Genomic DNA, 18,390 nt, shown 5'->3' with positions numbered 1-18,390 from the left:
CAATGGGTTGCAAACTATAATCGATGCATATCCGATCACTCAGGAAAGCAGGGCAGGGCGTGGACATGAGTTCTCCCATGACAGGCAAAAAAATCGTGCTGGGCGTCTCCGGCGGCATCGCCGCCTACAAGGCGGTGGAACTGTTGCGCCTGCTCGTCAAGGCCGGGGCCGAGGTGTACGTGGTGATGACGGAGAATGCCAAGCAGTTCATCACCCCGCTCACCTTCGAAGCGTTGTCCGGCCACCCGGTGTATCACAGGATTTTCGACTCGGAGCGTTCGGCGTCGATGGAGCACATCCGCGCCGCGGAAGACGCCGAATTGATGGTCGTCGCCCCGTCCACCGCCAACACCATCGGCAAGATGGCCAACGGCCTGGCGGACGACCCGCTTTCCACTTTATATGCGGCATTCGCCGGGACGGTGATCGTCGCCCCCGCCATGAACGATCAGATGTGGGCGAATGAGGCGGTGCAGGACAACCTGCGCAAACTGAAAATGCGCGGCGTTGGGGTGGTGGAACCGGAATCGGGCGAGCTGGCCTGCGGGGTCATCGGGCAGGGACGGCTGGCCGAGCCACAGATCATCTTTGAGGCAGTGCAGAAACGGCTGGTGCAGAAGCAGGACTGGGCGGGACGCCGCGTGCTGGTCACTGCCGGGCCCACGCGCGAGCCCATCGACCCGGTGCGCTTCATCACCAACCACTCCTCCGGCAAGATGGGCTACGCCATCGCCGAAGAAGCGCGCAAGCGGGGTGCTGTGGTGACGCTCATCAGCGGCCCGACGTCGCTGGACGCGCCCGCCGGGGTGGAGGTGATTCCCTGCCAGCGTGCCTCCGAGATGCGCGACCTCGTGCTGGAACACTTTACGAATTGCGATGTGCTGGTGATGACGGCGGCGGTGGGGGACTTCGCGCCCGCCGACATTCAAAAGGAAAAGATCAAAAAGTCCGGCGGCCAGCCACTGGTGCTCAACCTGCAACCGACGCCGGATATCCTGAAGGAAGTGGCCGCCCGGAAAACGCACCAGACGGTGGTGGGCTTCGCCGCCGAAAGTGAAAACGTGGTGCAGAGCGCGCTCGGCAAACTCCAGCGCAAACAACTCGACCTCATCGTCGCCAACGACATCAGCGCACCGGGCATCGGGTTTCAATCCGACTTCAACCAGGTGCAATTGATCCGCGGGGCGAACAGCATCGAGACCCTGCCGCGTCTCCCCAAGCGCGAGATCGCGGGCATCCTGCTCGACCGCATCCGCGACCTCCCCAAATAAATCCGCACGGTTCCCGCCGCGACGTTCTCTGGCCCTACTTGTCTGTTGTGCCTTCCTCCGTTTTGGATGCGCCGTTGCTCTCTACGTCCTTCGCGCAACGAAAGCCCACGGTGTCCTGCCGGAGTGTCGGCACGGTGGCGTTTCTGTAACTGAGGCGCACGTCCTCGCCGTTGTTGTGCCAGTGCCCTCCGCGAATCACCTTGTACATGCCGCGGTCGGGGCCCTGCGGGTCCTTCTTCGGTGAGAATAAATAGTATTCCGCATAGTGCCAGTCCTGCACCCATTCGGCAACGTTGCCGGCGAGATCGTGTACGCCGTAAACGGATTTGCCTGCGTCATACGAACCCACCGGCGTGGTTTTTCCAACATGGTTGTCGAAGTTCAGTTTTTCGGGAGTCGGTTCGGAGTCACCCCACGGATACTTGATGGTGCGCGTGCCCTTGGAGGCCTTTTCCCACTCCGCTTCGGTGGGCAGGCGTTTGCCCCGCCAATGACAATAGGCCTGTGCCTCTTTCCACGTGACGCCGACCACCGGTTGTTGCGGCTGGTTGAATTCATGGTCGTTCCAGAAACGCGGCGTCTTTTCGCGTTCCGTGGCTTTCATGAACTCGTAATACTGTTCGTTGGTCACTTCATGGATGTCGATGAAGTAGGTGCTGAGATAGACATTGTGCGCCGGGTCTTCCGGTCCCAGCATATGGCGATCACTCTGGAAAAGGGCGGTGGGGTCGAGCTCTCTCAGGGAACGCATGCTTCCCATGACGAACTCTCCTTCCGGAATCAGCACCATGCCTTCCGGCGGAGAGGGAGCTTTGGTTTCGGCGTAAACGGGGATGGCGGCGAGTGCCAGGATCCCAAGCAGGAATGGAATGCATTTTTTCAATACGGGGGTTTTGATGAATTTCATAAGTCCGGGGTATTCGATTAGAGTTTGCGGGGTGACACGCCGATGCACGCAGCCGGCCCGTCCATCATGATTGACACGTATATTTAAAGGGTATAGAATCGCCTCACATCATTATAAACAAAGTTGCTTCCGGTGCCGAGAGGCTTTTCGGGCGGCAGGCGGAATGCGGGGAACCGGTGTGGACAAGCCCAAGAAAGAACCCATTGCACTGCACAACCGCCAGGATTACCGGTTGTGCCTCAATTGCGGATTCCCCAACCGCCAATCCGACACCGTCTGCATGTATTGCAGTGCCAGCCTGGTCGAAGACACCGGTTTTTTCTCCTGGTTGAAGCAGAGCTATTACATTCTGCGCTGGCGCTACCAACTCCGCCAGAAACGGGAAAACCTGAAACGCGGCGGGCGCGGCATGGGCTGGGCCAGGGGCCTCGGTTATTTCAGCCTCGGCATTTTCCTGAGCTTCACCGGCGTCTATTTCTTTTCCCACTCCATCACGGAAAACTCCTTTTCCAATGGGCTCATCGCCCTGCTGCTTCTGGGATACGGCGTGTTCACCCTGCGCGGCCTTTTTCGCAATAAACGATAACTCCCGGGCCCTTTACGGAATTTCCGCCACGATGCGGAGCGGCGCGCCGCTTCCGTCGCCGATCTTCATCGGAAGCGCGATCACGCGGAATCCGCGCGCGGGCAGGGTGCCCAGCCGCGCCAGGTTTTCGAATCCCGCTACGTTGGCCGCGCCGAACACGCGGTGGGCTTTGAACTCATGCGACTGGCCAAAATCCAGGCTCGCGGTGTCGAGTCCCACCGCCGCCACGTTCCTTTCTTTGGTCAAAAACCGCGCGGCACCCTCGCTGTAACCGGGAAAGTGCAGGTTTGCCGTGTCGCCAGGCTGGTCGGTGCCGAGATACCGTTTTTTATCCGGCCAGAAGCGTTCCCATCCGGTGCGCACGAGGACGATGGACCCGGCCTCGATGCGTCCGTGTTCCGCCTCCCACTGCATCAAATCTTCGCTTGAGATCAGGTAATCCGCATTGCCGTTGACGCGTGCGCTCAGGTCCACCATCACGCCGGGGGCGATCAGCCGGTCGAGCGGGATGGCGTCCACTGTCCAGCGTCCCTTGGCGAAGTGCACCGGTGCATCCATGTGGGTGCCGCCGTGTTCCGCCGCTTCAAAATTGTTGGCCTCGTACCAGTAGCTTTCGTTCACCAGCCCCTTGTGCACTTCGGACAGGGCGAAGGGCTTGCTGGTGGGCCAGTAGATCGTGGTCTCGTCGAACGGATGCGTCAGGTCCACCAGCCGCGGCTCCGGCGCGGTAAACACTACACGATCGGAGCAGGCGGCGAGCAGAAGCAACACCGCTAAAGTAAGGCTTCGCAGTATATCAAGCCGTAACCGGTTCATGGTTGGGTCTCTAAATTTTTAGCATTTTCGCATTGAGGGCGCAGATCACCGTGCTGGCCGACATGAATATGGCGCCGACTGCCGGGCTGAGCACGATCCCAAAAGGATAAAGTACGCCCGCCGCAGCGGGGATGGCAACAATGTTGTACCCGGTTGCCCAGATCAGATTCTGGATCATCTTGTTATAAGTAGTTTTGGCCAGTCCAATGATGGACGCTACATCGTTCGGGTTGCTTTTAACCAGAATGATATCGGCGGTTTCGATCGCCACATCCGTTCCGGCACCGACGGCGATGCCGACATCGGCCTGAGCAAGGGCGGGAGCGTCGTTCACCCCATCTCCAGTCATGGCAGTGATCAGGCCCCGGTTTTGAATTCCCTTGATAGTTGACGCTTTCTGGTCCGGCAGAACCTCGGCGATGACTTCATCCAAACCAATTTCACGCGCCACGTATTCGGCGACTTCCTTTTTGTCGCCGGTCAACATAATACAACGGATTCCCATTTTTTTAAGTTGTGCGACCGCCTCTTTCGATTCCGGACGGATGATGTCCGCCAAGGCTATGGCGCCCTTCAGACGGTCGTCGATCAACACGAACACCACCGTTTTGCCTTGGTTGCCCAGCTCCTGAATACGGGCATCGTGCTCTTTGATATTTATTTTCTTTTCCCGCAAATAACCGGGGCTGACGACCTTGATGCTTTTGCCTTGCACCGTGCCTTGTGCCCCCTTGCCGGGGATGGCTTTGAAATCGTCCACATCCCGTTTTTCTTTGGAATCTTTCACAACGCCCTTGGCGATGGCATGCTCCGAATGCTGTTCGATAGATGCGGCATAGGAAACGAGTTCGTTTTCTTTTATATCGTTGTCGAACACCAGCACGTCGGTGATTCCAAACTCGCCTTGGGTCAGCGTTCCGGTTTTATCGAAAACGATGGCCTGGGTGTTGCGGGCTTCCTCGAACGCGGTGCGGTTACGGATCAACAACCCGTTGCGGGCGGCAATGGCGGTGGATACCGCCACCACCAGCGGCACGGCCAGTCCCAACGCATGCGGACAGGTGATCACCATGACCGTGACCGTCCGTTCCATGGCGAATGCAAAATCCTTTTCGGTCAAACCAAGCCAGACGAACAGGGTCACTGCACCCAAGCCCAGTGCGATGACCGTGAGCCAGAAGGCCGCCCGGTTGGCGAGATTCTGGGTTTTGGATTTGCTGGCCTGGGCGTCCTGCACCAGTTTGATGACCCCCGACAAAAAACTTTCTTCCTCAGTATGTTTGACCTCAATGGTAAGAGAACCCTCGCCGTTGATGGAGCCGCCGATTACGGTGTCGCCTTCGGTCTTTTCAATGGGCTTGGATTCACCGGTCAGCATGGATTCATTGACGGAAGTCTGGCCCTTGACGATTACAGCGTCCGCAGGCACCTTTTCACCCGGCTTGATCAGCAGGCGATCACGGCTTTTCAGTTCGGACACCGGCACGTCTTCGACCTCGCCGTCTTCTTTCAAACGATGAGCCGTATCCGGCATGAGCGCGGCGAGTTGGTCCAGCGCTTTGCCCGCTCCCATGACGGACTTCATTTCGATCCAGTGGCCGAGCAACATGATGTCGATCAGAGTCACCAACTCCCAGAAAAACATTTTGCCCGGAAGCCCGAACACTACCGCCGACGAATAAGCATACGCGGACGTCACGGCAACCCCGATCAGCGTCATCATTCCGGGGGCTTTATCGGTCACTTCATCCCACAGGCCTTTCAGGAAAGGCCAGCCGCCGTAAAAATAGACTACCGAAGACAGGCCAAACAACAGCAGAAAGTGACCGGGGAAATGCAGTTTCTCGTGCAGCCCGAAAACCTCCTGAATCATGGGTGAAAAAAGGACTATGGGGATAGAAATAATCAAAGAAATCCAGAACCGCTTTTTAAAATCCTCCACCATGGCAGTATGGTCTCCGTGCCCCGCATGCTCCCCGCCATGATCTGCATGCCTGTGTGGGTGGCTGGCGTGTCCCGAACCGTGTTCATGGGCATGATGTTCATGAGGGCCATGTTGTCCATGGTTGTGGTGAGATGTGTGACCCGTATCATTTGGCGTCATATGGTTTTCCTTTTCTTAGAGTTAGAAGGTGTGGGAAACCATTAAACGGGTTTTTAACTTTATGATCGACTTCATGACCCATAAGTATTCGTTTGATTTCATGCTTCCAAATAATTTTTATGACATATAGGCCAAACCCGAATCGTACTAGGATATACCATTAGCCATCATTATATATGTTTGGTTTGAGCTATTTCCAAATGATAAAATAGGGAAAACACTATACTTATAGGATTGCTCCGGATGCCGGAAACGAAAACCCGCGAAACCAAAAGTCTGTCGCTCCCCATTCAGGGAATGAGTTGTGCCAGTTGCGCCGCGCGCATCGAGAAAAAGGTGGGAGAGGTGCCGGGTGTGAACAAGGTCAGCGTCAATTTCGGCGCGGAACAGGCGGCGGTGGAGTACGATCCGGAGACGGCCACGCCAGACGCCATCGTCGACATCATCAAGAATATGGGCTATGACGTGCCCGCCGTGCAGAAGACGTTTCCGGTCGAGGGCATGTCCTGCGCCTCGTGTGTCGGGCGGGTGGAAAAGAAACTGCGCGGACTCGACGGCGTCGTCGATGTGAACGTCAACCTTGCCAGCGAACGCGCCACGGTGAGTTACATGGAAGCGCGCGTGGGTCTGCCGGATTTTCGCAAGGCGCTGGCGGACATCGGGTACTCCGTGCCCGACGTGGAATTGGTGGAAGAGGCCGCAACGCAGGAAGCGGAAGATGCGCGTCATCAACGCGAGTACCGCACGTTGCAGTTCAAGTTTGCTTCGAGCCTGGGGCTTGCCGTTGCCATCATGACGCTCGGCATGACCGGGTGGATTGAAGACACCACGACCGCACACTGGCTGTTGCTGGTGCTGGCGACGCCGGTGCAGTTCTGGGGCGGCTGGCAATTTTATAAGGGTACGTGGGCAGGACTCAAACACGGTTACGCCGACATGAACACGCTGATCGCTGTCGGCACCACGGTGGCCTATGCCTACAGCGTCGCGGTGACGGTCCTGCCGCAACTGGCCGCGTCCTTCGGCACGGAACTCGCGGTGTATTACGACACCTCGGCGATGATCATCGCTCTCGTTTTGATGGGCCGCATGCTGGAGGCGCGAGCGAAAGGGCGCACCTCGGAAGCCATCCGCAAGCTCATGGGCATGCAGGCGAAGACCGCGCGCGTTGAACGTGATGGTATAGAGCAGGACCTGCCCATCGACCAGGTGGAGGTGGGAGACATCGTTTCCGTGCGGCCCGGCGAGCGCGTGCCGGTGGACGGAACGATTATTGAAGGCCAGACGGCGATCGACGAGTCGATGATCTCCGGCGAAAGTGTGCCTGTCGAAAAGAAGGAAGGCGACGAGGTCATCGGCGCCAGCATCAACAAGACCGGTTACTTCAAAATGAAAGCCACGCGGCTGGGCAAGGACTCGGTGCTGGCGCACATCATCCGCATGGTGCAGGAGGCGCAAGGGTCGAAAGCGCCGGTGCAGAGGCTGGTGGACCAGGTCGCGGGCGTTTTCGTGCCGGTGGTCATTGTGATCGCGCTCGTGGCATTCGGCTTCTGGTGGCTGGTGGGTCCGTCGGTGGCCACTCTGCCCACCGAGCCCGTACTGTTCGCCATGATGATTTTCATCTCGGTGATGATCATCGCCTGCCCGTGCGCGCTGGGACTGGCCACGCCGACGGCCATCATGGTCGGCACCGGCAAGGGTGCGGAGATGGGTGTGCTCATCAAGGGTGGCGAGACATTGGAGCAGGCGCAAAAACTGAACACCATCGTGTTCGATAAAACCGGCACCCTCACCGAAGGCAAGCCGGTGGTGCGCGACGTGTGGGTGGCGGACGGCGTGGATCCCGATGAGAAGACGCTGTTGATGTATGCGGCTTCCCTGGAAAAAGGTTCGGAGCATCCGCTGGGCGTGGCCATCGTCGAATACGCGAAGGGAAAAAACGTTGCGCTCAAACCCGCCCAGGAGTTCAAGGCCCTGCCGGGTTTTGGGGTGCAGGCGAAAGTGGATGGGCACGACGTTGCGCTCGGCAACCTGCGCATGATGCAGGACGCGGGGCTCGATGTCGAACCGGTGCGCGAAAAGGTGGAGACGTTCGGCGGAGAAGGCAAGACCGCCATGCTGGTGAAGGTGGACGGCCGCATCGCGGGCATCGTCACCGCCGCCGACCGCGTTCGCCCGGAATCGAAATCCGCCATCCAGAGTTTGAAACAGCGCGGGCTGGAGATCGTGATGATCACCGGCGACAACAAAAAGACCGCCGAAGCGGTGGGGAAAGAGCTTGGCATCGACCGCGTTCTGGCGGAGGTGTTGCCTGCCGACAAGGCGAGCCAGGTGAAGCGGCTTCAGGACGAAGGCCGGTTCGTGGCGATGGTGGGCGACGGCATCAACGACGCGCCGGCGCTGGCGCAGGCGAACATCGGCATCGCCATGGGATCGGGAACCGACGTGGCCATCGAGACCGCCGACATCACGCTCATGACGCACGACCTGAACGCGGTGGTGGACGCCATCGAGCTCAGCCGCCGGACCATGAGCAAGATCCGGCAGAACCTGTTCTGGGCGTTTTTCTACAACGTGCTCGGCATCCCTATCGCCGCAGGCGTGCTGTATCCGTTCAACGGCGTGTTGCTGCAACCGATGTTCGCCGCGGCGGCGATGTCGTTCAGCTCCGTCTCCGTGGTCAGCAATTCTCTGCTCTTGAAACGGTTCACCTCAAGCCGCACTGCCTGATCAAAACGCGTTCATGGCGAACTGCGGCAGTTTGTTGAAGCCGGAGCTGAAGTGCGCGGCTCCGGTTCCATCGATCACCATCGCCTCCACGCCGTCCATCGACTCGATCCACTCGATCCCCTTGTCTTTTCCCATGATGAACACCGCCGTGGACAACGCGTCGGCGTCCATCACCGTCGGCGCCATCACGGTGACGGAGATGGGTCCTTCCGCAGGCAGGCCCGTGGCGGGGTCGAGGATGTGGTGGTACCGTTTCTCGCCTTTCATGAAATAGCGCTGGTAATCGCCGGAGGTCGCCACCGCCTGGTTGGACAGTGCGAACGACGCCAGCACGCCCTGCGGTTTGCGCGGGTGTTGCAGGCCGATCACCCACGGCTGGTTGGGCCCACGCTGGCCGAAGGCATAGAGGTCGCCGCCGGCGTTGACGATGCCGTTCGGCACCAGTCCTTTCAGAATGGTGATGGCACGATCCACCGCGTATCCTTTGGCGATGCCGCCCAGATTGATCGCCATGCCTTCACGCGCCAGCCGCACCGTGTTGCCCTGGATGCGGATATCGCGGAAGTTGACGAGATGCGTTGCGGTTTTGAGTTGTTCCGGCGAGGGCACCGTCTCGCCGCCGTTGTCGAAATCCCACGCTTCGACCAGCGGGTGGATGGTGATGTCGAAGATGCCTTTGGTTTTCTCCCCCCATTGGATGCCCGCCTGGATGATCTCCAACACCTCTGCCGACACGGGAATGGCTTCCTTGCCCGCCGCTTCGTTGATGCGTGAGATTTCCGAGTCGGCGATGTAGGTGCTCATCAGTTTCTCGATGCGGCTCATCTCGTCGAACGCCTGGTTGGCGGCGGTCTGCACCACATTGGCATCGGCATTGACGACGGTGATCTCCACCAGTGTGCCCATGATGAACTGCGTGCGGCGCATGGGTTCCGCGGACTGCGACTGGGAACAGGCGGAAGCAAGCAGGGCGATGAACAACAAACCGTATATGAGAAACGGGCGAACAGGGATCATGATCATTTCAGCTTTCCATGTTTTGAATTAATTTTTCGCGGTTGTACACCGCCTCCACATCGGCACGGTTGAGCATGCCGAGAATCTGGTTGGGATCGCTCACGCCGACCACGGGTATCTGATCGACGTCGAGTCCGGTGAATTTTTCGATGGCTTCGTTCAGATTGTTGTGCGGCACCAGCGTCACCGGGTCCGGTGTGGCAAGATCTTTGGCGGTGAGTGTGTCCTTGTCCACGGTGCCGTCGTGGTTGAGCACGGCTTCCCGGATATCGCTGAACGCGAGGATGCCGGTCAGTTTGCCTTCTGCGTTCAGCATCGGGTAATGCAGGTCGCGCACCTGCGCCACGCGCTCGACCACTTCCTTGAACGGCGTGTCTTCCTGAAAGATCACCGCCTCCTTGCTCATGACGTCGCGCACGTAGATGGTGCGCAGAACCGACACCAGCCGGCCCTGATTGAGGTCGATGCCCTTGTTGAGCAGAGCCTGCACGTACAGCGAGTGTTTGCTGAAGCGGCGCGATGTGTAGGCGGCGACGATGCAACACACCATGCTGGGCAGGATGATGGTGTAGTCGTTGGTCATCTCGAACAGGATGAGTATGGCGGTGAGGGGGCCCTGCACCACGGCGCTGGCAGTCGCGCCCATGCCCACCAGCGCGTAGGTCTCGCTGGTGGCGGTCCATTCCGGAAGCAGGCCGTGCACCGCGAAGCCGAACGTCGCGCCCGTCATGGCACCGACGAACAGGCTGGGCGAAAAGATGCCGCCAATGCCGCCCGAACCCAGCGTGGTGCCCGTCGCCAGGGTTTTCCCGAAGATGAGAATCAGGGTCAGGTACCAGATCAACTCCCCGTTCAGCGCCTGTTCGAGGATGTCGAACCCGTTGCCCCGCACCTGCGGCAAAGCGATGGCGAGGAGACCGACCAGCAGTCCGCCCAGCGCGGGTTTCAGGATGACCGGGATGTTTTTTTTATCGTCGAACAGTTTCTGAACTTTGAAATAGGTCGAGATGAACAATTGCGCCGCCAGTCCGCACAGCACGCCGAGAATGAGGTAAAAGAAAATCTCCCACGGCGTCACCACCTCGTGCACGGGAGTCTGGAAGGTGAGTTCGTTGCCGTGCAGGGCGCGTCCCGTCACCGTGCCCAGCACCGAGGCGATGACGATGGGACTGAACGAGTGGATGGCGTATTCGCCCAGAATGATTTCCATGGAGAAGATGACGCCCGCGAGCGGTGCATTGAAGGAAGCGGCAATGCCCGCCGCCGCGCCGCAACCGACGAACACACGCAGTCGATTTGTGGACATGCGGAACAGTTGTCCGACCAAAGAGCCGATGGCGGCGCAGATCTGAACCGTGGGCGCAACGCGTCCCGCCGAGCCACCGGAGCCGATGGTGATCGACGACGCGGTGGCGCACATCACGATAGTGCTCCTGGGCACCTTGCCGTCGCGGAGCGCCATCGCTTCGGTCACCTTATAGATGCCGTTCTCCTCCATCATCCTGGGCAACCACTTCCAGCCGCAACCTATGATCAATCCGCCCAGCATGGGCATGAGCGGCATGAGCCACGGCACCGCCGACTCCGGCACGCCGCCCAAGATGCCGGACGGCGAAAACACGTTTTCAAAAAAATCGATCATACCGCGGAACAGCGTGGATGCCGCGCCCGCGAGCACCCCGGTCAGCGCCGCGAGGATGAGAAGGTTGTACTCTTTCGCGAAAAACTGGCGTGTGCGTTCGGTGAATGCAATGGTTTCCGCTGCCATGCGTTCTGGAGGTTGCACCGTTTCCATCGCGCGGCCGCTTGTGGACCGCCGCGAAATCGGTTGATTTAAACGAGAGCGCCCATGAGGGCGCGTGGGACGGGGGAAGCCGATTGCCCGGCCTTGCACATTATGCTATGCTCAAAACCGTTTTGGGACTCCAAACCCGCCCGGTCATTCCTTCTGGTCAGCCTGCCGTGGCATTCCACTATAACGTATGTTGAACGAATTGAATAGGTTGAGGTGACTATGGTCAAGATTGCACCTTCCATTTTGTCTGCCGATTTCAGCCGGCTGGGAGAAGAAGTGAAGGCGGTCGAAAAAGCGGGCGCGGACTGGATTCATGTCGATGTCATGGACGGCGCATTTGTGCCGAACATCACCGTCGGTCCGCCCGTGGTGGAGAGCCTGCGCAAGGTCACCGACCTGCCGCTCGACTGCCACCTGATGATCGAGAACGCGGACAAGTACATCGCCGATTTTGTTTCCGCCGGCGCGGACATCATCTCCGTTCACGTGGAAGCGTGTCCGCATCTGCACCGCACCATTCAGACGATCAAGGAGCACGGCATCAAGGCGGGCGTCGTGCTCAATCCCGCAACGACGTTGTTTGCGCTCGATGAAATCATCGAAGACGTGGACATGGTCCTGCTTATGTCTGTGAATCCGGGTTTTGGCGGGCAGAAGTTCATCCAGCAGGTGCTGGGAAAAATCCAACTGCTTCGCAATACGCTGGATCAATCGGACGCGGACATCGACGTGCAGGTGGACGGCGGCGTGAACCCGGACAATGTGAACATCGTGAAGAAAGCCGGGGCGAACGTGATCGTCGCCGGTTCCGCCATCTTCAACGCCCCCGACTACAAGGAGGCGATCGACGCCCTGCGCAACAACTGAGTGCGTGGGGAATCGCTTCCTTTTCCTTTTTTTATCTTTTCAGAAATTTGAACAGACGTTCGATGAATCCGTCGGACTTCTGGTGCTTCCGCGCCTGTTGCACGAGGCTCCGCGTCTCGTCGAGACTGGGGTCGAGCCGCGTCGCTTCCTGAAACTCGTTTTCCGCTTCCTTATTTTTCAGGCGTGCTTCGTACACGAGCCCGAGGTTGAAGTGCGCGAGCGGGTAGGTGGGGTCGCGTTGCACCGCTTCCTTCAACGCTTCCTCCGCTTCCTGCAGGCGGTTGCGGGCGAACTGCGCGAGGCCGAGGTTGTTCCAGATCTGCGCGTCGTTGGGAGACAGATCCAGGGCGCGGCGGTAAACGGTCTCCGCTTCTTCAAACTTCCCGACGCGGTCCAGCACCAGTCCCAGGTTGTACAGCGCGTTGGTGTCTTCCGGTGCATGCAACAGCGCTTCACGCAGAAGACGTTCCGCTTCCTGATAGCGATCCTCATGCAGGTAAAGCAAGCCGAGATTGTTGCACACCGAGGCGTTGTCGGGTTGCAGATGCAGGGCTTTCAGGTAGGAGGCCTCGGCGCTACGGGGATCGTCCAGATCCTGGTAGGTGACGCCGAGGTAAAAATAATGCACCGGTTCGTGCGGATCGAGCTCGGCGGCCTTGAGGAACGCTTCCAGCGCCGCCCGTGGGTTTTCGGATTCGAGGTGCACCGAACCCAGCTTGCGCCATGCGAACTGGTTGTCCGGCTCCTGTTCGAGGACCGTGCGGAAATGCTGCTCCGCCCGCGGGTAATCGCCTTCATCTTCCAGAATGCAGGCCAGCCCGAAATGCGCCTTGGCGTGTTGCGGGTCGAGTTCCAGCGCCTGTTTCAGGTAAGAAGTCGCTTCGTCGCTTTGCCCGGTGTTGGAATACAGGTTGGCGATGTTGACCAGCGCCGAGATGTGCTTGGGGTTCAAACGCAATGCGTGCAGGTAATGCTGTTCCGCTTCCTGAGGGCGGTCCATATCTTCGTACACCAGGCCCAGGTTGAACAACGGCAGGGGATTGTCCGGCTCCAGCTCGAAGGCTTTACGGTAAATTTCGATGGCTTCGCCCCAGCGCTCCATGGACGAAAGGCTGTTCCCTAGGTTATTGTAAAAAGAAGCGTTATCCGGTTCCCGCTGGAGGCACGCACGCCATTCTTTCTCCGCCTGTTCGAACTGACCGCTTTGGAAATGGATGAGCGCCAGGCTGTGAAGTGCGTCCACGGAGGTGGGGTCGATGGAGAGCGCCTTGTTGATGGCGTCTTCGGCGTCGTGCAGGCGATCGGTGTCGATATACAGGTTGCCCAGGCTCACGTGGGCGGCATCGAATTTGGGATCGAGAAACAGGGACTCCTGGAACTCTTGTTCCGCTTCTTCGAAACGGCCGAGATGGTAATACAGGTTGCCGAGTTCGTGGTGCGTGAAGGCGGAGTCCGGATTGAGCCGCAGGGATTTCTGGTATTCCTTTTCCGCCAGTGCGTATTGCTGGTGGTCGAAATAAAGGTTGCCCAGATTGTAATGCGCCTGGTCGTATTCCGGGTCCAGTTGCATGGCGGTCTCGAATGCCTTTTTGGCGGCGCTGAAATCCTGCCGGCGGGCATGCAGAAGGCCGAGGTTGTTGTACGGCAGGGCGTAATCGGGATCGATCTCCAGCGCGGTGCGGTACTCCCGCTCCGCCTCGTCCCAGCGTTCCTGGTCATGGTACAGACTGCCAAGATTGTTGAGCGTGCGGGAGTTCTCCGTGTCCAGTTTGAGGCTGGCGCGGTAATATTTCTCGGCTTCAGGGTAACGTTGCTGGCGGTGGCGCACGATGCCGAGACCCAACAGGGCTTCGGCGCATTCCGCGTCGTAACCGAGAGCCTGGTTGTAATGTGCCTCCGCGTCCTCGTAGCGGTTGAGCTCGACGTAATAGTCGCCGAGATCGCAATGCGGGTCCGGGTCGCCGGGGTTCTGCCGGATGATCTGCTTTAAAGTTTCTTCTTCCTGAAATTTCATGCGAATAAGGTACCAAACGGCAGTTTGTGATTAGGGTTTGCAGTGACCCCTAGTTTTCTACTTGAATTGTATCCAAATTTTCAACTTTTTATGAATACCGGGGGGTAAAAAAGTTCAACGCCGCCGGAAAGGGGCGGGGATGGGGATTGAATAACCACCGGGGTAAAAGGGGTCATGAGCCGGAAAATCTATTGTAGGCCTTTCGGAACAATTCCTTACGGGGGGTCATGGTTTGTCCTTGTCAGTGTCAATAAAAACAATGTAAACTGTGCTAACTCAACAGGTTCAACCCTTGCCCAAGTGGCAGGACGGGTGTACCGGTGTAGAACCGTTTAATCTCCACGGGAGGAATCGAATCATGATGGGAATCGGGTTTCCGGAACTGATGATCATTCTGGTCATCATTATGATTATTTTTGGCGCGGGGAAACTGCCCGAGATCGGAAGCGCCTTCGGCCGTAGTATCAAAAACTTCAAAACGTCGATGAAGGAAGCCGAAGAATTGGATTCGGCGGAGCAGGCTCAGCAGGAAGGCGCCGCGCAACAGCCCGCGGGAGAACTTCAGCAGGAAAATCTGAGCGATGAAGAAAAAGAACGTCTGGCGCGTGAAAAGGCACAGGCGGAAGGGGAGGCCAAAGACAAGGCCATGAAGGAGAAGGCGGAAGCGTTCACCGCATCCCTGCCCCGCAAAGGCAGTTACGATTTCACGAAGGATCAGGAAGAAACCGAGAAAAAAGCCTGATCCGAAAGCAGTGCTGAAGTGTAAATCTGCCCAATTCATAAATCGGGCCTGAGCCCGACTGCACATTCCCGTGGAAAACAAAAGAGCCTTGGTCTCAATAAGACCAGGGCTCTTTTAAATTGTCCTCCGTCCACACCGACCAGCCGTCGATGTCCTTGTAGATCCCTTTGGTGTACAGGTTGAAGGGGTCGAAAAAACGAATCCCTTTCTCCCGGTCCATCTCAAAATTGACCTGCTGGCTTTGCAGTGGGTTGCCTTTGCATTCGAGGAACTTGTTGCCGTCCACTTTGGAGAGGGTGAAAATCTGCTCCATGATTTCCGGATCGAACTCGCCGGAATCGACCACCGTCCGGACCTTTTCCATCACCGTCTCGACTTCTTCCGGAGACAAATGGTGCATTTTCATCGCAAATTCCTTTCGTTCAATGCTTGGACTTGAGCGTTTTTAACGAGGCCCCAATTATATAACAAATTCCGCCGTCTGACGAGAGGGACCCCCCGCAGTAAGCGCAGTGAACGAGGGTCAGGGCTTGGCGAGGGAGATGATCGGGTCGGGAAAGATGCCGAGTTCCAGCGTTCCCAGCACGCCGATGCCGATGACCAGCATGGTGATGGGCGTCAAGGACAGCTTGAACTCCTGAACCGGCTCCTTCATGTACATGTACACGATCACCTTCAGGTAGTAATAAAAGGAGATGGCGCTGTTGAGCACCGCGAGGACAACCAGAATAACGAAGCCCTCTTTCAAGGCCGCCTGGAAGATGTAGAACTTGGCGACGAATCCGGCCAGAGGCGGCAGTCCTCCCAGCGACAGGAGGAAAATGGACATGGACATGGCCAGTACGGGGTGCTTGAACCCGAGGCCGGAGTAGTTCTGGATATCGAGGTTTTCGTTGCCGTCGCGTCCCAGCAGGATCACCACGCCGAACGCGCCGAAGATCATGAACGCGTAAGCCAGCATGTAGAACAGCAGGCTGGCGCTGCCCAACGAGTTCTTGGCGATGATGGCGATCAGAATGTATCCAACATGGGACACGCTGGAGAAAGCGAGAAGCCGCTTGATGTTGGTCTGCATGATGGCGCCCAGGTTGCCGACGAACATGGTGATGACGGCGACGATGGACAGGATCATGTTCCACGACGGGGCCAGTTCCGGAATGCCCTCGGCGAACACGCGGAAGAAAGCGGCAAAGGCGGCGGCTTTCGGTCCCACTGCCATGAACGCGGTGACCGGCGTCGGTGCGCCTTCATACACGTCAGGTGCCCACATGTGGAACGGAACGGACGCGACTTTGAAGCCGAAGCCGATGACAAGCAGGACGATGCCCATCAGCATCATCGGTTGCGAGAACACTTCGCCGCTGTTGAGCAACTCCGCGATTGTGACCAGCTTGGTACTGCCGGTGGTGCCGTAAAGCAGGGCCATGCCGTACAGCAGAAAACCCGTGGCGAACGCGCCCAGCAGGAAGTATTTGAGTGACGCTTCGTTGGAATGCGGATCATAACGGCGAATCCCCGCCAGCACATAAAGGCAGATGGAGACGATCTCGATGCCGAGAAAGATCATGATGAGGTCCGTCGAAGACGCCAGCACGATCATACCCACGGTGCAGAACAGAATCAGTCCGTAATACTCGCCCATGTTGATGCGTTCGCGGCGGTTGTATTCGATCGACAACAGGATGGCGAGCGCGGAGCTGAGACAGAAGATGCAGGTGAAGAAAACGGAAAGGTTGTCCACCACGTAAGCGCCGCCGAAGGAGTACACCGGCAGATCCCGCTTGGCGAAGGCACTGATGGCGGCCATGAGAAGGCCCGTGAGGCTGATGAACACGAGGCCGGACTTGTTCTTGCCGGCGAACAGATCGAACAACAGGACCATCATGGAAAACACGCTCAGCACCAGCACAGGCGCGAGGCTGGTCAGGTCTATTTCAGGGGTTGGTATCATTTCCACGTGGTTGCGTCCTCAATTCAATTCAGATTTCCGTTTTGCTCGAATTTCAACTGCATCAGGTGCTGATCCAGTTTCGCGGCATGCTGGCCCTGCGCGTGGGGCATGTATTGTTTCGGGTCCACCTGGTGGACCAGTTTCTCGATCGACGCGTCGAACGTTTTGGTGAACGGGGTGGGGTAGAACCCAATCCAGAACACCAGGACGAGAAGCGGCGCCATGTAGCCCCATTCCCGCGGGGTCATGTCAGTCAGTTTTTCGTTTTCCGGGTTTTCGACTTTCAGGAACATCACCCGCTGGAACATCCACAGCATGTAGCAGGCGGCGAAGATAACGCCGGAGGTGGCCAGGCCCGCGTAGAAGCCGTTCACCTGAAAGATGCCCAGCAGGACCAGAAACTCGCCGACGAACCCGTTGGTTCCCGGCAGGCCGATGGATGAGAGTGTGACGATCATGAAGCACACGGTGAACATGGGGATCACCTTGGCTAGTCCACCGAAATCTTTAATCAGCCGTGTGTGCCGCCGGTCATAAATCATGCCCACCATCAAAAAGAGGGCGCTGGTACTGACCCCGTGGTTGAGGTTCTGCAGAAGAGCGCCCTGCAGGCCGTAGTGGTTGAAGGCGAAAATGCCCAGCATGACGAAGCCGAGATGGCTGACACTGGAATACGCGACCAGCTTTTTAAGGTCCTCCTGCACCATCGCCACCAGCGCACCGTAAATGATGCCGATGATGGAGAGGCCCGCGATGAACGGCAGGAACTCATTGCTCGCCACCGGGAACATCGGCAGGTTGAACCGCAGGAATCCATAGGTCCCCATTTTCAGGAGCACGCCTGCAAGGATGACACTGCCTGCCGTCGGCGCTTCCACGTGCGCGTCCGGGAGCCAGGTGTGGAATGGAAACATGGGCACCTTGATGGCGAACGCCAGGAAGAACGCGAGGAACAGCCATTTCTGCTGGTCCAGCGTCAGGTTCAGGTGCTCCGTCATCAGCAGGATGTCGGTGGTGAATACACCGACGGTTTCGTGAAAATGGAAGTACATCCAGATGATGGCGACCAGCATGAGCAGGGAGCCGACAGCGGTGTATATGAAGAACTTCACCGCCGCGTAAATGCGGCGCGGTCCGCCCCAGACACCAATGATGATGTACATGGGGATGAGCTGGAATTCCCAGAAGACATAGAACAGGAAGAAGTCCAAGGCGATGAACACGCCCAGCATGCCAGTCGAAAGAGCCAGCATGGCCATCATGTATTCTTTGGTGTATTTCTTCACCTCCCACGATGCGAGGATGGAGATGAAGGTCAAAAACGTGGTCATGATGTACAGCAACAGGGAGATCCCGTCGATGCCGACGTGATAGCTGATACCCCATTGCGGGATCCACGGAACGATGTACTCGAACTGCATGTCCGCCGTATTCATGTTGAAATCGAAATACAACGGCAAAGACAGAATGAAATCCACGCCTGCGACAATGAGCGCGAACCATTTGACGCCTGCCGTATTTTCGCGCGGCATCAACGCCATCACGAAACAGGCGAGCAACGGTAAGAATGTTACGAATGTAAGGTACATC

The 18,390-nt window shown here is 57.9% G+C and carries 14 protein-coding genes; 5 read left to right on the top strand and 9 right to left on the bottom strand.

Annotated features, from left to right (window positions below):
• Positions 1-77 precede the first annotated feature (77 nt).
• A complete protein-coding gene (coaBC, locus tag J2S31_RS09635) occupies positions 78-1,271 on the top strand; it encodes a bifunctional phosphopantothenoylcysteine decarboxylase/phosphopantothenate--cysteine ligase CoaBC (protein ID WP_237098868.1) in 1,194 nt (397 codons plus the stop codon).
• A gap of 34 nt (positions 1,272-1,305) precedes the next feature.
• On the opposite strand, the gene J2S31_RS09630 is transcribed toward coaBC, so the two are convergent.
• A complete protein-coding gene (locus tag J2S31_RS09630) occupies positions 1,306-2,178 on the bottom strand; it encodes a formylglycine-generating enzyme family protein (protein WP_237098867.1) in 873 nt (290 codons plus the stop codon).
• 163 nt (positions 2,179-2,341) lie between these two features.
• Here J2S31_RS09630 and J2S31_RS09625 point away from each other — a divergent pair, with 163 nt between their 5' ends.
• Entirely contained in the window at positions 2,342-2,764 is a 423-nt protein-coding gene (locus J2S31_RS09625) for a hypothetical protein (protein ID WP_237098866.1), read from the top strand.
• A 12-nt stretch (positions 2,765-2,776) separates the two neighbouring features.
• Here J2S31_RS09625 and J2S31_RS09620 read toward each other — a convergent pair whose 3' ends face one another.
• Both J2S31_RS09620 and J2S31_RS09615 read right to left on the bottom strand, forming a co-directional pair.
• Positions 2,777-3,580, bottom strand: a complete 804-nt coding sequence (locus J2S31_RS09620; protein WP_237098865.1) for a cyclase family protein — start codon at positions 3,578-3,580, stop codon at positions 2,777-2,779.
• 10 nt (positions 3,581-3,590) lie between these two features.
• Positions 3,591-5,684, bottom strand: a complete 2,094-nt coding sequence (locus tag J2S31_RS09615; RefSeq protein ID WP_237098864.1) for a copper-translocating P-type ATPase — start codon at positions 5,682-5,684, stop codon at positions 3,591-3,593.
• A gap of 243 nt (positions 5,685-5,927) precedes the next feature.
• Between J2S31_RS09615 and J2S31_RS09610 the strand changes: the two genes are divergently transcribed.
• A complete protein-coding gene (locus tag J2S31_RS09610; protein WP_237098863.1) occupies positions 5,928-8,414 on the top strand; it encodes a heavy metal translocating P-type ATPase in 2,487 nt (828 codons plus the stop codon).
• Here J2S31_RS09610 and J2S31_RS09605 read toward each other — a convergent pair whose 3' ends face one another.
• Together J2S31_RS09605 and J2S31_RS09600 are read right to left on the bottom strand one after the other, a co-directional pair.
• Entirely contained in the window at positions 8,415-9,431 is a 1,017-nt protein-coding gene (locus tag J2S31_RS09605; RefSeq protein WP_237098862.1) for an FAD:protein FMN transferase, read from the bottom strand.
• 7 nt (positions 9,432-9,438) lie between these two features.
• Positions 9,439-11,199 (bottom strand): chloride channel protein, encoded by a 1,761-nt coding sequence (locus tag J2S31_RS09600; protein ID WP_237098861.1) that lies wholly within the window; start codon positions 11,197-11,199, stop codon positions 9,439-9,441.
• A gap of 246 nt (positions 11,200-11,445) precedes the next feature.
• Here J2S31_RS09600 and rpe point away from each other — a divergent pair, with 246 nt between their 5' ends.
• Positions 11,446-12,093 (top strand): ribulose-phosphate 3-epimerase, encoded by a 648-nt coding sequence (gene rpe, locus J2S31_RS09595; protein ID WP_237098860.1) that lies wholly within the window; start codon positions 11,446-11,448, stop codon positions 12,091-12,093.
• Between the two features lie 31 nt (positions 12,094-12,124).
• Here the strand turns inward: rpe and J2S31_RS09590 are convergent, their stop codons facing one another.
• Positions 12,125-14,107 carry a tetratricopeptide repeat protein gene (locus J2S31_RS09590; RefSeq protein WP_237098859.1) on the bottom strand — a complete coding sequence of 661 codons (1,983 nt, stop codon included), beginning with the start codon at positions 14,105-14,107 and terminating at the stop codon, positions 12,125-12,127.
• 358 nt (positions 14,108-14,465) lie between these two features.
• On the opposite strand from J2S31_RS09590, the gene tatA reads away from it, so the two are divergent.
• On the top strand, positions 14,466-14,849 hold the full coding sequence (tatA, locus tag J2S31_RS14620) for a twin-arginine translocase TatA/TatE family subunit (RefSeq protein WP_272908724.1): 384 nt from the start codon (positions 14,466-14,468) through the stop codon (positions 14,847-14,849).
• Between the two features lie 94 nt (positions 14,850-14,943).
• Here the strand turns inward: tatA and J2S31_RS09580 are convergent, their stop codons facing one another.
• The 3 genes from J2S31_RS09580 to J2S31_RS09570 form a co-directional block, all read right to left on the bottom strand.
• Entirely contained in the window at positions 14,944-15,255 is a 312-nt protein-coding gene (locus J2S31_RS09580; RefSeq protein WP_237098858.1) for a hypothetical protein, read from the bottom strand.
• Between the two features lie 117 nt (positions 15,256-15,372).
• Positions 15,373-16,806 (bottom strand): NADH-quinone oxidoreductase subunit N, encoded by a 1,434-nt coding sequence (locus J2S31_RS09575; protein WP_371831632.1) that lies wholly within the window; start codon positions 16,804-16,806, stop codon positions 15,373-15,375.
• 17 nt (positions 16,807-16,823) lie between these two features.
• Positions 16,824-18,389, bottom strand: coding sequence for an NADH-quinone oxidoreductase subunit M (locus tag J2S31_RS09570; protein ID WP_272908723.1), 1,566 nt, complete (start codon positions 18,387-18,389; stop codon positions 16,824-16,826).
• Position 18,390 lies beyond the last annotated feature (1 nt).

The sequence above is a fragment of the Nitrospina gracilis Nb-211 genome, assembly GCF_021845525.1.
Classification (GTDB): domain Bacteria; phylum Nitrospinota; class Nitrospinia; order Nitrospinales; family Nitrospinaceae; genus Nitrospina; species Nitrospina gracilis_A.
Note: the sequence above shows the minus strand (reverse complement) of the source record. Positions and strands in the feature narration are given on the sequence as shown.